Below are 15,352 nucleotides of genomic sequence, written 5' to 3'. Positions count from 1 at the left end.
GGTACCGGCGCTCCCCGCGCGCACGGCGCCGCGTCGCTCCCGCGCGCGTGGCCGCACGCCCCTGAACGGGCGGCTGTACGTGTGAACGTACAAAGAATGGGGTTGATCTTGTTCATGGAATGAGACACCGCCCCAGCCCGTTAGCATGGACATCCGCACCGATCAAGGCCATGGGGAAGGTGTCATGACTGCAAACGTCGACGGAGTGCCCGAGAAGTTCGCGATGCTCGGGCTGACATACGACGACGTGCTGCTGCTGCCGGGCGCGTCCGACATGGCGCCCGACCAGATCGACACCTCCTCGTACCTCTCGAAGAACGTGAAGGTGAACGTCCCGCTGCTGTCCGCGGCGATGGACAAGGTCACCGAGGCGCGCATGGCCATCGCGATGGCCCGCCAGGGCGGCGCCGGCGTGCTGCACCGCAATCTCTCGATCGAGGACCAGGCCAACCAGGTCGACCTGGTCAAGCGCTCCGAGTCCGGCATGGTGACCGACCCGATCACGGTCCACCCGGACGCGACGCTGCGCGAGGCCGACGAGCTGTGCGCCAAGTTCCGCATCAGCGGCGTCCCGGTCACCGACGCCGCCGGCAAGCTGCTCGGCATCGTCACCAACCGCGACATGGCCTTCGAGTCCGACCGCTCGCGCCAGGTGCGCGAGGTCATGACCCCGATGCCGCTGGTCACCGGCAAGGTCGGCATCTCCGGCGTGGACGCGATGGAGCTGCTGCGCCGCCACAAGATCGAGAAGCTGCCGCTGGTCGACGACGCGGGCATCCTCAAGGGCCTGATCACGGTCAAGGACTTCGTGAAGGCCGAGAAGTACCCGAACGCGGCCAAGGACAAGGACGGCCGGCTGATCGTCGGCGCCGCCGTCGGCGTGGCGGGCGACGCCTACGAGCGCGCCCAGGCGCTGATCGAGGTGGGCGTCGACTTCATCGTCGTCGACACCGCCCACGGCCACTCCCGGCTGGTCGGCGACATGGTCGCCAAGATCAAGTCGAACGCGGGGGGCGCCGACGTCATCGGCGGCAACATCGCCACCCGCGACGGCGCCCAGGCGCTGATCGACGCGGGCGTCGACGGCATCAAGGTCGGCGTCGGCCCCGGCTCCATCTGCACCACCCGCGTCGTCGCCGGTATCGGCGTCCCGCAGGTCACCGCGATCTACGAGGCCTCGCTCGCCGCCAAGGCCGCGGGCGTCCCGGTCATCGGCGACGGCGGCCTGCAGTACTCGGGCGACATCGCCAAGGCCCTGGTCGCGGGCGCCGACACGGTGATGCTCGGCTCGCTCCTCGCGGGCTGCGAGGAGTCCCCGGGCGAGCTGCTGTTCATCAACGGCAAGCAGTTCAAGTCGTACCGCGGCATGGGTTCGCTCGGCGCGATGCAGTCCCGCGGCGACCGCAAGTCCTTCTCCAAGGACCGCTACTTCCAGGAGGGCGTCGCCTCCGACGAGAAGCTGGTCCCCGAGGGCATCGAGGGCCAGGTGCCCTACCGCGGCCCGCTCTCCGCGGTCGTCCACCAGCTGGTCGGCGGCCTGCGCCAGTCGATGTTCTACGTCGGCGGCCGGACCGTCCCGGAGCTCCAGGCGAACGGCCGGTTCGTCCGGATCACCTCGGCGGGCCTCAAGGAGAGCCACCCGCACGACATCCAGATGACGGTCGAGGCACCGAACTACACCAAGCGCTGACCACGCCCACGCGCGCGTGGACCGAGTGAGGGGCGGCCCCGGATTTCCCGGGTCCGCCCCTCGCCCGTATGTCGGTGACACACATGTCGGGGATACTGGTCCGGCAGACGTAGAGGGAAAGGCCCACACAACGTGACTGAGATCGAGATCGGGCGCGGCAAGCGCGGCCGCAGGGCGTACGCGTTCGACGACATCGCCATCGTCCCGAGCCGGCGCACCCGGGACCCGAAGGAGGTCTCGATCGCCTGGCAGATCGACGCCTACCGGTTCGAGCTGCCCTTCCTGGCCGCCCCGATGGACTCCGTCGTGTCGCCGCAGACCGCGATCCGCATCGGTGAGCTCGGCGGACTGGGCGTGCTGAACCTCGAAGGCCTGTGGACCCGGTACGAGGACCCGCAGCCGCTGCTCGACGAGATCGACCAGATGGACGAGGACGCGGCCACCCGCCGCCTCCAGGAGATCTACGCGGCCCCGATCAAGGAAGAGCTGATCGGGCAGCGCATCAAGGAGGTGCGCGACTCCGGTGTGGTCACCGCGGCCGCCCTCTCGCCGCAGCGCACCGCCCAGTTCTCCAAGGCCGTGGTGGACGCGGGTGTCGACATCTTCGTCATCCGCGGCACGACCGTCTCGGCGGAGCACGTCTCGGGCGCGGCCGAGCCGCTCAACCTCAAGCAGTTCATCTACGAGCTGGACGTCCCGGTGATCGTCGGCGGCTGCGCCACGTACACCGCGGCCCTGCACCTGATGCGCACCGGCGCGGCCGGCGTCCTGGTGGGCTTCGGCGGCGGCGCCGCGCACACCACGCGCAATGTGCTGGGCATCCAGGTCCCGATGGCCACCGCCGTCGCCGACGTGGCCGCGGCCCGCCGCGACTACATGGACGAGTCCGGCGGCCGGTACGTGCACGTGATCGCGGACGGCGGTGTCGGCTGGTCCGGCGACCTGCCCAAGGCGATCGCCTGCGGCGCCGACGCGGTGATGATCGGCTCCCCGCTGGCCCGTGCCACGGACGCGCCCGGCAGGGGCCACCACTGGGGCATGGAGGCCGTCCACGAGGACGTGCCGCGCGGCAAGCTGGTCGACCTGGGCATCGTGGGCACCACCGAGGAGATCCTCACCGGTCCCTCGCACATCCCGGACGGCTCGATGAACTTCTTCGGCGCCCTGCGCCGCTCGATGGCCACCACCGGCTACAGCGAGCTCAAGGAGTTCCAGCGCGTCGAGGTCACGGTGGCGGACGCGCAGCACAAGCGCTGACGACCCGTGCGCGCGCGTGGGCCCCGGTCCGCGCGTGTCCTGTGGAAGCGTGAGGGCCCGGACCGTTCGACGGTCCGGGCCCTCACGCGTGTACGGGGGTTACGCGCCGGCCTTCTTGGAGCCGGAGAACGCGGCGACGGCGGCGATCGCGAAGAACAGGAACGTCATCGGGTCGGCGTCGGCCTTCCAGGCGTCGTTCACCAGGCCGAGGTGCTGGAACAGCAGCTCCGAGGCGCCTGACGGGCAGCTGCTTGGCGCCGAGTACGGCCTCGCCGACCAGCTGGCCCGCGTAGACCGCGCCGAGGGCGAGGACCGCGCTGAGCACCGGCAGGGCGGGGTTGCGCCCGCCGACCTTGCCCGAGGCCCAGCCGATCAGGAAACCGACACCGACGGCCGCGTAGCCGATCTCGTGCTCGGTGGCGCCGACCAGCGCGCCGTAGGCACCCGCGGCGACGACGGCGACGACGACCGCCGTCACCAGGCCGCCGGCGAAGTTGTCACGGACCGGCGCGGGCGGCGGCGCCGGGACGAAGCCCGGAAACTCCTGCTGGGGTGCCTGGGGCTGCTGGGGCTGCTGGGGCGGTGGAACGGACTGACTCATCTTCGGATCCCCCCGAGGTAAGTGAAAGCACGAGCCCGTGAATGCGCACGGCTGTGCGATCGGGCGACCCGAAGAGTAGCAACCGCCCGGGGCCCGGGGGATCACATTTCAGAGTCGGTGGGCGGCGCCCCCGGGGGTGACCCCGCGCGTGTCGAGCAGCAGTTGCGCCTTGACCGAGAGCCCTTGCAGGTCGTACGTGCGGTGGTGCTGGAGCAGCACGGTGAGGTCGGCGTGGGCGGCCGCTTCGTAGAGGGAGTCGGCGCGCGGCACGGGCTGGTCGCGCACGCGCCAGTCCGGGACGTACGGGTCGTGGTAGCTCACCGCCGCGCCGAGGTCGATGAGCCGCCCCGCGATCTCGGCGGCGGGGGAGCCCTCCAGATCGGCGAGGTCGGGCTTGTACGTGACGCCGAGCAGCAGGACGCGCGCGCCCCGGGCGGACTTGCCGTGCTCGTTCAGGAGCGTGGTGGAGCGCTGGATGACGTACTGCGGCATCCGGGTGTTGATCTCCCGGGCCAGCCCCACCATCCGCAGGCCCGTGTAGGGCAGCGGGGTCGGGTCGAGCGGGACGCCGTGGCCGCCGACGCCGGGGCCGGGGCGGAAGGGCTGGAAGCCGAACGGCTTGGTCTCGGCGCACCGGATCACGTCCCACAGGTCCACGCCCATGTCGTGGCAGAGCACGGCCATCTCGTTGACGAGCGCGATGTTGACCTGGCGGTAGTTGGTCTCCAGGAGCTTGGCCATCTCGGCCTCGCGGGTGCCGCGCGCCCGTACGACCTTGTCGGTGAACCGGCTGTAGAAGGCGGCGGCGGACTCGGTGCAGGCGGGGGTGAGGCCGCCGATGACCTTGGGGGTGGTGGTGAAGGTGTGGGTGCGGTTGCCGGGGTCGAGGCGGCTGGGCGAGTAGGCGAGGTGGAAGTCGCGTCCGGCCCGCAGCCCCGAGCCCGCTTCGAGCAGCGGGCGCAGGAAGTCCTCGGTGGTGCCGGGGTAGGCGGCGGACTCCAGGATCACCGTGGTGTGCGGGCGCAGCCGGGCCGCCAGGGTGCGGGCCGCGTCGGCGACGGCGGTGAGGTCGGGGGTGCGGTCGGCGCCGGGCGGGGTGGGGGCGCAGATCACCGCGGTACGGACCCGGCCGAGCTCGGCCGGGTCGGCGGAGGCACGGAAGCCCCCCGAGAGCATCCGGCGCAGCTCGGCGGCGGTCAGGGAGCCGTCGACCGGGGGGCGCCCGGCGCGCAGCTCGGCGAGCACATGGGGGTCGGTGTCATGGCCGACGGTCTCGATGCCCGCGGCGGCGGCGGCCTGTGCGAGGGGCAGGCCGAGGTGGCCGAGTCCGATGACAGCGAGGTCTGCGGGCATGCCGGTGACCGTCCTTCCCATAACCGGAGGGGACATGGCGCGCAAGCCCTGTGGACAGAATGAGCGTTACGCAATGTCAGACTAAGAGTAAATATGACCGTTATGCCGTATTGCCGGGCCCGGGTTGTCCGAGTGTTGTCCACAGGCGGTGGCCGATGTCGGTGGTCGCGTCCAGAATCGGGTGTGTGAGCCAGACCACCCCGATCAACGGGAGGCACCCGTGAGGACAGCGACACTGGGACCGGTGCAGCGCGCCGAGGCACTCGCCGCCATGGCCGAGCGCGAGCTCGACGTGCTGGTCGTCGGCGGCGGGGTGGTCGGCGCGGGCACCGCGCTGGACGCCGTGACCCGAGGGCTCTCGACCGGCCTCGTCGAGGCGCGGGACTGGGCGTCGGGCACGTCCAGCCGGTCGAGCAAGCTGATCCACGGCGGGCTGCGCTATCTGGAGATGCTGGACTTCACTCTGGTGCGCGAGGCCCTGAAGGAGCGCGGGCTGCTCCTGGAGCGCCTCGCCCCGCACCTGGTCAAACCGGTGCCGTTCCTCTACCCGCTCCAGCACAAGGGCTGGGAGCGGTGGTACGCGGGCTCGGGCGTGGCGTTGTACGACGCGATGTCGGTGTCGTCCGGCCACGGCCGGGGCCTGCCGGTCCACCGCCACCTCTCCCGCCGAAGCGCCCTGCGGGTCGCGCCCTGCCTGAAGCGGGAAGCGCTGGTCGGGGCCCTTCAGTACTACGACGCCCAGATGGACGACGCGCGCTTCGTGGCGACGCTGGTGCGCACCGCGGCGAGTTACGGGGCGCACACCGCCAACCGGGCCCGGGTGACCGGCTTCCTGCGCGAGGGCGAGCGCGTGGTCGGGGCGCGGGTGCGCGACGTGGAGGGCGGCGGGGAGTACGAGGTCCGCGCCAAACAGATCGTGAACGCGACGGGCGTGTGGACGGACGACACCCAGGCGATGGTCGGCGAGCGCGGGCAGTTCCACGTCCGGGCCTCCAAGGGCATCCATCTGGTGGTGCCCAAGGACCGCATCCACTCCACCAGCGGCCTCATCCTGCGCACCGAGAAGTCGGTGCTCTTCGTGATCCCCTGGGGGCGCCACTGGATCGTCGGCACCACCGACACCGACTGGGACCTGGACAAGGCCCACCCCGCGGCCTCCAGCGCGGACATCGACTACCTCCTGGAACACGTCAACTCCGTCCTCGCGGTCCCCCTGACCCGGGACGACGTCCAGGGGGTCTACGCGGGCCTGCGCCCCCTGCTCGCCGGGGAGTCGGACGCCACCAGCAAGCTCTCCCGCGAGCACACGGTGGCGCACCCGGTGCCGGGTCTCGTCGTCATCGCCGGCGGCAAGTACACGACGTACCGGGTCATGGCGAAGGACGCGGTGGACGAGGCGGTGCACGGCCTCGACCAGCGGGTCGCGGCCTGCGTCACCGAGGACGTGCCCCTGCTGGGCGCGGAGGGCTACCGGGCGCTGTGGAACGCCCGCGCGAGGACCGCCGCGCGCACCGGTCTGCACGTGGTCCGTGTGGAGCACCTGCTGAACCGGTACGGATCACTGGCCGAGGACCTCATCGAGCTGATCGTGGCCGACCCGTCGCTGGGCGAGCCGCTCGGCGCGGCGGAAGACTATCTGCGCGCCGAGATCGTCTACGCCGCGTCGCACGAGGGCGCCCGCCATCTCGACGACGTCCTGACCCGGCGCACCCGGATCTCCATCGAGACCTTCGACCGGGGTACGAGGTCGGCCCGGGAGTGCGCGGAGCTGATGGCGCCGGTCCTCGGCTGGGACGCCAAGCAGATCGAGAAGGAGGTGGAGCACTACGAGAAGCGGGTGGAGGCGGAGCGCGAGTCGCAGCGCCAGCCGGACGACCTGACGGCCGACGCGGCGCGGCTGGGCGCGCCGGACATCGTGCCGCTCTAGGCCGGGCCCGCCGGGCAGAACTCGGAGTCGAGGAGCGACAGTTCGAGGGAGGGGTTGAGAGTGATGTCCGTGTTGATGCGGAAAACAGTGGTGTGGCGGCCGTCGGCGGTGACCGCCGCGCGGACCGAACTGCCGGATATACGCCCGTTGTGGCCCCAGACGGTGAGGCCGCAGGAGAGCCGCTCGGGGTAGACACCGAGGCCGTAGACGCCGTGGGTGGCGGCGGTGTCGAGCAGTTCGCGCCGCTGGGGCGCGGGCAGCAGGGCGCCGCCGAGCAGGGCCGCGTAGAAGCGGCTCAGATCGGCGAGCGTCGATATGAGTTCACCGGCGGCCCCGGCCGGGCGCGGGTCGAGGTCGGTGACGTCGTGGCCGCCGGGGGAGTAGGCGCGGCTGTGCGGGGAGGGGAGCGTGGTGCGGGCACCCGGGAACGAGGTGCCGGTGAGATGGAGGGGGGTGATGATGCGGCGCTCGGCCTCGGCGGCGTAGGTATGACCGGTGACCTGCTGAACGACCATGCCGAGAACGACGTAGTTGGTGTTGGAGTAGGCGTAAATGCCCAGCGGCCCGGGGAAGTGCGTGAGCGCGGTGTGAACGGCTTGTGAGGGGGTGAGGGGAACCGGAGCGGCACCATCGGCCGTGTAGGGGAACAGACCGCTGGTGTGGGAGAGCAAGGAGCGCAGGGTGAGGTGGCGGCCGTTGTTTCCATGGCCGCGTATCAGGCCCGGCAGATGCTGTTCCACCGTGTCGTCGAGGCGCAGTCTGCCCTCGGCGGCCAGCTGGAGTACCACCGTGGCGACGAAGGACTTGGTGACGCTGCCCGCCCGGAAACGGTCGTCGCGGCCGAGCCCGGACCCGGCCGTGCCGAAGCGGGAGCGCTCGCCGTCGTCGGTGAGGAGAGCCGCCGCGGGGGTACCCGTGTCGGTGACCAGCCGTGCCAGCGCCGTGGCCTGCGGGTCTTTCAGACCGGTACGGTCCGGTTCGGTCGGTGGGTCGGTCATGCCCAGGCCGCAGAGCACCAGGGCCAGTGGCATGGCGAGCAGCGCCCGGAGTCTTGGCACGGTGGTGGTCCCCCTTCCCCGGACATCTTGGCGGACGGCGGACCCGGGACAATCATTGGTCCCGACGTGAGAGACAATGGACGCTCTGCCAGGGCGGGTGCCGCTCCCCCGGGGGCCAACCCCCGGACCCCCGGCAGCAGAAGCAGGTCGGAGCGGTGAACCGGGCCGCCTCACGAGGCAAGTTGCGGGGAGCTGTCGGCCGGGACGCGGTCGGTGCGGGCGCGGATCAGGGATCGCAGAGGGGACGCATGTCGGAGGCGGAGCAGTCGCGGGAGCCCCAGCGGGACGAGCGGAAGGAGTCCGGCGCCAAAGCCGAGGGCCGACTCCTGGCCGAGCGGTACCGGCTCGGGGATGTGCTCGGCCGTGGCGGCATGGGCACGGTCTGGCGGGCCGTCGACGAGACGCTCGGCCGTACCGTCGCCGTCAAGGAGCTGCGCTTCCCCAGCAGCATCGACGAGGAGGAGAAGCGCCGGCTGATCACGCGCACCCTGCGTGAGGCCAAGGCGATCGCCCGGATCCGCAACACCAGCGCGGTGACGGTCTACGACGTCGTGGACGAGGACGACCGGCCGTGGATCGTCATGGAGCTGGTCGAGGGCAAGTCGCTCGCCGAAGCGGTGCGCGAGGACGGGGTGCTGACGCCCCGCCGGGCCGCCGAGGTCGGGCTCGCCATCCTCGACGTGCTGCGCTCCGCGCACCGGCAGGGCATCCTGCACCGCGACGTGAAGCCGTCGAACGTGCTGATCGCCGAGGACGGCCGGGTCGTGCTCACCGACTTCGGCATCGCCCAGGTCGAGGGCGACCCGTCCATCACCTCGACGGGCATGCTCGTCGGCGCGCCCTCGTACATCTCGCCGGAGCGCGCCCGCGGCCACAAGCCCGGCCCGGCCGCCGACCTGTGGTCGCTGGGTGGCCTGCTCTACGCGTGCGTGGAGGGCGTCCCGCCGTACGACAAGGGCTCCGCCATCGCCACGCTGACCGCGGTGATGACCGAGCCGGTGGACCCGCCGGCGAACGCGGGTCCGCTCCTGGAGAAGGTCATCTACGGCCTGCTCGCCAAGGACCCCGAGCAGCGGCTCGACAACGAGGCGGCGCGCGCGCTGCTCACCGAGGTGCTGCACGCGCCCGAGCAGGCCGTGCGGGCGCCGGAGCCGGTCTCGTCCGAGGTGACCCGGGTCGTCGCGCTGCCGCCCGTGCCCGGCGAGCCCAAGGGCGACGCGGGCGCCAAGGCGAAGGAGGTGGCCGACGCGGCCGCCGACCGGATGCGCGGCGCCTTCAAGTCCGTACGGAACGCGGCGGTGGCGGCGCAGACCACGGCCAAGGAGAAGGCCAAGGACAAGGCGAAGGACAGAACGGCGGGCAGGCCGGCCGCCCAGCCGGTCGCCGCCGGGTCGGTGCCCGTGGCACCGTCGGCGCCGCCCGGGCCCCCCGCGCCGGTGCGGGCCCCGCTCACCGACGTCGTCCCGCGCCGCACCCTGGTGATCATCGCGGTGGTCGCGGCGCTGGCCGTGCTCGGGACGGTGCTCGCGGTCGCGTTCAGCGGCGGCGGTGACGACAAGGACAAGGGCACGAGCGGCAGCAAGGCCTCCAGCGGCGCCACCGCGGGAAGCGCGAGCGGCGGCAAGACCGGCGGCGCCCAGGGCACGGGTCAGGGCAACGGTCAGCAGCAGGGCCAGGGCCAGGGCCAGACCCAGACGCAGGGCCAGACGCAGGGCCAGGGGCAGGGCCAGAGCGGCGGCAAGTCGCCCGCGGCCTCCACGTCCCCGGGGTCCGGGGGCAACGGCGGGGCGGCCGCCGGGCTGCCCAGCGGCTACACCATGGTCACCGACGGCGACTTCCACTTCTCCATGGCCATGCCCGCAGGCTTCCACCGCGTCGGCATAGCCGGGGACAACTCCGGCGGGATATACGCGGCGGGCGGCGGCTTCCCCCGCGTCCAGGTCGACTTCAACGCCAAGCCGACCGACGACGCCCGCCGGGCCTGGCTGGAGCTGGCCGGCGCGGTCGCCGGGAGCAGCAGCAACTACCACCTGCTCGGCATCCAGAAGGTCGACTACAAGGGATACCCGACGGTCGCCGACTGGCAGTTCGAGCGGGACCAGAGCGGTGAGCGGGTCCGGATACTCAACCGCGGCTTCAAGGTCGACGGCTCGCACGGCTACGCGATCATGGTGACCTGCAAGACGGCCGAGTGGGACGGCGACGCGTGCGTGACGCTGCGCAAGACGGCGTTCGACACGTTCAGCCCCAAGGACTGAGCAGGCCACGTATCGTGAGAGCCCGCGAACCGTACGCAGCCACAATGGGCCGGTAAACGACCGGAATTGACGGGTTCCGGGGAGCAGCACGCTGTGGGGAGGCGATGTGGACGACTACGCGGGTCGGGTGCTCGCCGACCGCTATCGGCTGCCGCTGCCCTCCTCCGACGAGTACGAGCCGGTGGAGACCCGGGCTTTTGACACCTATAGCGGGCAGGACGTGCTGGTGCGGCAGGTGCCGTTGCCGGAGGTCGTGGACGCCGAGGTGCAGGGCGCGGACGGGCGGTACGGGGACGGGCGGTACGGCGCCGGAGCGGCGCGGCGGCCCGCCAACCCCGCGCTGCGGCGGGCGATCGAGGCGGCCCAGGCGGCCGCGCAGATCCCCGACCACCCCCGGCTCGACCAGGTCTTCGACGTCTTCGCGGAGGACGGTTCGCTGTGGATCGTCAGCGAGTTCGTCATGGCCCGGCCGCTGGCCGCGCTCCTCGCCGAGCAGCCGATGGCGCCGTACCGGGCGGCGGAGGTCGCCTCCGACGTGCTGACGGCGCTGCGCGTGCTGCACGCGCACGGCTGGACGCACCGCAACATCACCGAGCGCACCGTGCTGATATGCGACGACGGCCGCGTGATGCTGACCGGACTGGCGGTCGGCGCGGCGGAGGAGGCGCTGTGCGGCTATGTGGTGGTGCCGCCGCCGCTCGGTGAGCAGAACGGTGACTTCGGCGTGCCGGGGGCGTCGTCCGACTCCGCGGGTGCCGCCTGGGGGGACGCGCGGGACTCCGGGGACGGCCCGGACGACCCGGGCGGCCAGGATGACGCGGACGCCCCGCACCCGCCGTACCTCGCGGGCACCCCGGAGGCCCCGCACCCACCGTACTCCGCGGGCGCCGACCACTCCCCGTACACCGCGACCGAGCCGGACGCCGACGATCCCGACACGTCCGGCGAGCCCGACCCCTACAGCGACCCCCACGGCGACCCCCGCGGCGATGCCTACGGTGATCCTTACAGCGACACCGACGGCGACCCCCACAGCGACGCCTACGGCGGTCCTCACGGCGACCCCCACAGCGACCTCTACGGGGATCCGTACGACGAGCAGGCACCCGAGGCCCCCCGGCCCCCCCACCCCGCTTCCCTGCCCTCCACCAGGGCCCCCGCGCTTCCCGCCGGGTGGTCCCCGGCGGGGTCCGGCGGGGACGAGGGCGGCGGGAGCCGGGGCGGGCGGCCGGGACCGGAGGACGGGCCCGCGGCCCGTTCCGGCGGGGCCTCCGGGAGTGGGCAGGCCCGGGCCGGGGCCGTCGCGGCGTACCGGGCCGGGACGCGGGCCACCGCGCGCGTGGGCGACGACGGGGCCGCGCTGCCCGTGCCGCGCTCCGAGCTCACCCGGGCCGAGCTCGACCAGCCCGAGTTCACCCGGACCGCGTTCAACCAGCAGGAGCTCAACCAGGCCGAGCTCAACCAGGCCGAGCCCACCCGCGCCGAGCTCACCCGCGCCGAGTCGGCCGGCTCGTGGCATGACATCGCGGACCAGGGTGTGTACGACCCGGTGAGCGGGACGCGGGTGCCGCGTACGCCCGCGGCGGGCGCGTCCTCGGCGGCCAGCCCGTACGCCGTGGAGGAGGGCCCGGACTCGGGGCGCCCGCGGCGGGCGTACGACCCGGTGACCGGGCGCTGGGTCCCGCGCCCCGCGCAGCCCGGCACGGCGGACGCGCCCCCCGAGACGGCCGGGCGCCCCACGCCACGCGACCCCGCCCACCCCACGGGCCCGCACACCGGGACCCCGCACCCCCAGCTCCCGCGCCTGGAAGTGCCGCACGCGCAGACCGGCGAGCCCCAGCGGCCCGACCGCACGCCCGCGCCCCGGACCGGCGCGCGGGCCCGGCCCCCCGCCACCACCGGCCCCCGGCCCTCCACCGGCCCCCGCCCCGCGCTTCCGCAGGCCGTCGGCGCCGGGGCCGAGGCGCTGCGGGCCGACGCCCAGCGGCAGACGCACGTCAGCGCGCCCGTGCCCGCCCGGGAGGGCGGCTGGGAGGCAGCCGTCCCGCAGCGCCAGGGCGCGGGCTACCGGGGCCCCGCCACCCGGCTCGACGCCGAGCGGGCGCGCCAGACGCGGATCGCCCTCGTCGGGGCCGTCACCGAGCGGTGGGCGCCCGAGCAGGCCGGGCCCGTGCACGAGAACTGGCGCCTCGCGCCGCCGATCGGCCCCGCCACCGACCTGTGGGCGCTGGGCGCGCTGCTCTTCCGGGCCGTGCAGGGGCACGCGCCGTATCCGGAGGAGAGCGCCGTCGAGCTGGTGCAGATGGTGTGCGGCGAGCCGCCCGCGTTCGCGGAGGAGTGCGGTCCGCTGCGGCCGGTCGTGGAGTCGCTGCTGCGCCAGGACCCCACCGAGCGGCCCGACTTCGAGGAGCTGCGCGGCTGGCTGCGCTCGATCGTGCGCTCCGCGCCCGAGCCGGACGCGGGCACCCAGGTCGTCCCGCTGCCCCCGGCCGACGCGACCCGGCTGCCGATCGTGCGCCGCCGCGGCGAGCTCGTCCGGCGCCGCAGGGGCGCCTTCGGCGAGCACGGCCGCCACCGCCAGCAGCGCCGCGCGCAGCCCCGCAGGGCCGAGCGGCGCCCCGCCGCGGAGGTCCTGGAGGAGCCGCGCCGGCCCCGGTCCCGTCCGCCCAGGTCGTCCCCGGCCGCGACCCGCACGCGCGGGCCCCGCTCGCTCGGCCGGACCCTCGTGCTGCTCATCCTGTTGCTCCTGGCGGCGGCCCTCGCGTACGCCGTGTTCTTCATGCCCGAGTCCGGGGCGAAGGGCGAGAAGGACAACACCGGCGCCCCGCCCGCCCGTACGGGCACGAGCGCGCCCCCGAGCACCCCCGCGCCCAGCGATCCGCCCCGCAGCGGCACGCCCTCCACGCCGAGGACGCAGACCACCGAGCCCGGCGGGCGGCCGCCCGCCAAGGGCTATGTGCTGCGCACCGACCCCGAGGGGTTCCGGACCGCGGTCGACCCCTCCTTCCAGCGGCGGCCCATCAACGACGCCGGACAAGTCCGTTATGTCGGCGGTGACTTCACGCTGCTCGTGGTGCCCGGCCGGGACGCGGTCAAGGACGCGGGCGCGGACCCGCTGGCGTACCAGCGCGACAAGGAGCGCGAACTCCAGCCGTTCCGGGACTCGGCCTGGGCCACCGCCACGGGGCTGCGCCGCGTGGACATCGGTCAGAAGGTCACCGCCGAGGGGCAGTTCACCTGGCGCGACAGCACGGGCCGCACGGTTTACGTCCGCAACCAGGTAATGATCATCAATGGCCGATACCACCTGGTCGTGGTCATCGGTCCGGAACCGCAGCGGGACAAGGTGAGCGAGATCTATACGCAGGCCACGGCCGCCTACAGCGCCACTCGTTGAGGCTTCACCAGTTGCCTCAGACACATACCTCTTGGTAGGTGTCTCACAAGGTGCCCCCGAGCTTCCCTGGCCGGAATCCGCTCCGTAACCTTGCCCCTTAAGAACCGGCCGGGCGGGGGACGTGGAACAGAACCAGAGCAAGAGCGGCAAGGGCGCGGAAGCGGTGGTGAAAGGGCTGCTGCTGGCCGGGCGCTACCGCCTGGGCGACACCATCGGCCGCGGCGGCATGGGCAAGGTCTGGCGCGCCCACGACGAGGTCCTGCACCGCACGGTCGCCGTCAAGGAGCTGACCGCCGCGCTGTACGTGGCGGAGGCCGACCGGGTCGTGCTGCACGCCCGGACGCAGAAGGAGGCGCGGGCCGCCGCCCGGATCACCCACCCCGGCGTGGTCACCGTCCACGACGTGCTCGACCACGACAACCGCCCCTGGATCGTGATGCAGTACGTCGACGGGCCCTCGCTCGCCGACGCCGTGAAGGCCTCCGAGACCGGGCGGATCGACGCGCGCGAGGCCGCCCGCATCGGACTGCACGTCCTGGGCGCTCTGCGCGCCGCGCACGCCGCGGGCGTGCTCCACCGCGACGTCAAGCCCGGCAACGTCCTGCTCGCCCGCGACTCGCGCGTCCTGCTCACCGACTTCGGGATCGCCGCCATCGAGGGCGACTCCACCATCACCCGGACCGGTGAACTGGTCGGCTCCATCGACTATCTGGCGCCCGAGCGGGTACGAGGAGGGCAGCCCGGTCCCGCCTCCGACCTGTGGTCCCTCGGCGCCACGCTCTACACGGCGGTCCAGGGCGGCTCGCCCTTCCGCCGCTCCTCGCCCATCTCCACCATGCAGGCGGTGGTGAACGAGGAGCCCGAGCCCGCCACCCACGCCGGCGCGCTCGCACCGGTGATCACCGCCCTGCTGCGCAAGGACCCCGACGACCGCCCCTCGGCCGAGGAGGCCGAGCGGATGTTCCTGGAGGCGATGGAGGGGCGCGAGCCCAAGGCCGCGCACGAGTACGTGCCGACCCGTCAGGTCTCCGAGTCGGAGCTGCGGGCCGCCACCGCCCCGCCGGGCACCTCCGGCACGGTCCGCGCGCCCGTCCCCGAGGCGATCGCGCCCCTGCCCGCGCCCGCCCGCCCCGTCCGCAGGCGCGGGCGGACGGTCGCCCTGGTGGTCGCGCTCGCGGCCGTCCTCGGCGGCGCGGCCGGGCTCGCCGCCCTGAAGTACCGCGACAGCGGCGACGACTCGGCGGCGACGACCACCGAGCCGACCGGCACCGGGACGGGCAAGTCCGGCAAGGCCGACGCCTCCGTACCGCAGGGCTGGAAGCGGGTGAAGGACCCGGCCGGCTTCGCCCTGTTCGTGCCCGAGGGCTGGCGGCGCCGGATGGACGGCAAGGAGGTCGACTACACGCCGGACAACGGCCGTCACTACATACGTGTCAGCGTCGGCAAGCCCGACTTCGAGAACCCGTACATGCACCAGCTGAACCTGGAGAAGGCGCTGGAGAAGCGGCTGCCCAAGTACCAGCGGGTGACCCTGCACTCCAACACCTTCCGGGACCAGGTGAACTCCTCGCTCTGGGAGTTCACCTACGTGGAGAAGAAGGGCTTCCCGGGCAAGCGGCACGCCATCGACCAGATGTACTTCGCCGACGGCGGCGCCGCCGAGTACGCGATCTACATGTCGGGCCCGGAGTCCGACTGGCCGACCACCCGCGAACAGTTCGACACGGTGCTGCGCGGCTGGCAGCCGCCGCCGCTGAACTGAGCGCCCCAGGCGCCGCGCGCCCCTCGCGCGCGCCCCCGCAGGTCCCGTG

Annotated in this window: 8 protein-coding genes and 1 pseudogene; 6 read left to right on the top strand and 3 right to left on the bottom strand. The window is 73.2% G+C overall.

The features are described 5' to 3' along the window. Positions 1-184: 184 nt before the first annotated feature. Positions 185-1,690 (top strand): IMP dehydrogenase, encoded by a 1,506-nt coding sequence (guaB, locus tag ABZ404_RS15445; protein ID WP_358833559.1) that lies wholly within the window; start codon positions 185-187, stop codon positions 1,688-1,690. Positions 1,691-1,822: 132 nt separating this feature from the next. Next, positions 1,823-2,947: a GuaB3 family IMP dehydrogenase-related protein gene (locus tag ABZ404_RS15440; RefSeq protein WP_358833560.1), complete on the top strand. Its 1,125-nt coding sequence runs from the start codon at positions 1,823-1,825 to the stop codon at positions 2,945-2,947. A gap of 99 nt (positions 2,948-3,046) precedes the next feature. On the opposite strand, the pseudogene ABZ404_RS15435 reads toward ABZ404_RS15440, so the two are convergent. Next, positions 3,047-3,548 (bottom strand): annotated as a pseudogene (locus tag ABZ404_RS15435) (hypothetical protein). A 108-nt stretch (positions 3,549-3,656) separates the two neighbouring features. Continuing rightward, positions 3,657-4,901, bottom strand: a complete 1,245-nt coding sequence (locus ABZ404_RS15430) for a nucleotide sugar dehydrogenase (protein ID WP_358833561.1) — start codon at positions 4,899-4,901, stop codon at positions 3,657-3,659. A gap of 220 nt (positions 4,902-5,121) precedes the next feature. Here ABZ404_RS15430 and ABZ404_RS15425 point away from each other — a divergent pair, with 220 nt between their 5' ends. Continuing rightward, entirely contained in the window at positions 5,122-6,828 is a 1,707-nt protein-coding gene (locus ABZ404_RS15425) for a glycerol-3-phosphate dehydrogenase/oxidase (protein WP_358833562.1), read from the top strand. On the opposite strand, the gene ABZ404_RS15420 is transcribed toward ABZ404_RS15425, so the two are convergent. Beyond that, complete coding sequence (locus tag ABZ404_RS15420) at positions 6,825-7,886, bottom strand: serine hydrolase domain-containing protein (protein WP_358833563.1); 1,062 nt, start codon at positions 7,884-7,886, stop codon at positions 6,825-6,827. The two genes, ABZ404_RS15425 and ABZ404_RS15420, sit on opposite strands and share 4 nt — an antisense overlap. A gap of 248 nt (positions 7,887-8,134) precedes the next feature. Between ABZ404_RS15420 and ABZ404_RS15415 the strand changes: the two genes are divergently transcribed. The 3 genes from ABZ404_RS15415 to ABZ404_RS15405 all read left to right on the top strand — a co-directional run bounded on the left by ABZ404_RS15415 (position 8,135) and on the right by ABZ404_RS15405 (position 15,303). Continuing rightward, complete coding sequence (locus ABZ404_RS15415) at positions 8,135-10,144, top strand: serine/threonine-protein kinase (RefSeq protein WP_358990465.1); 2,010 nt, start codon at positions 8,135-8,137, stop codon at positions 10,142-10,144. Positions 10,145-10,250: 106 nt separating this feature from the next. After that, on the top strand, positions 10,251-13,541 hold the full coding sequence (locus ABZ404_RS15410) for a protein kinase (RefSeq protein ID WP_358990463.1): 3,291 nt from the start codon (positions 10,251-10,253) through the stop codon (positions 13,539-13,541). 178 nt (positions 13,542-13,719) lie between these two features. Continuing rightward, entirely contained in the window at positions 13,720-15,303 is a 1,584-nt protein-coding gene (locus ABZ404_RS15405) for a serine/threonine-protein kinase (protein ID WP_358835331.1), read from the top strand. Positions 15,304-15,352: the final 49 nt, after the last annotated feature.

Source organism: Streptomyces sp. NPDC005878, from assembly GCF_040629815.1.
Taxonomy (GTDB): domain Bacteria; phylum Actinomycetota; class Actinomycetes; order Streptomycetales; family Streptomycetaceae; genus Streptomyces.
Note: the sequence above shows the minus strand (reverse complement) of the source record. Positions and strands in the feature narration are given on the sequence as shown.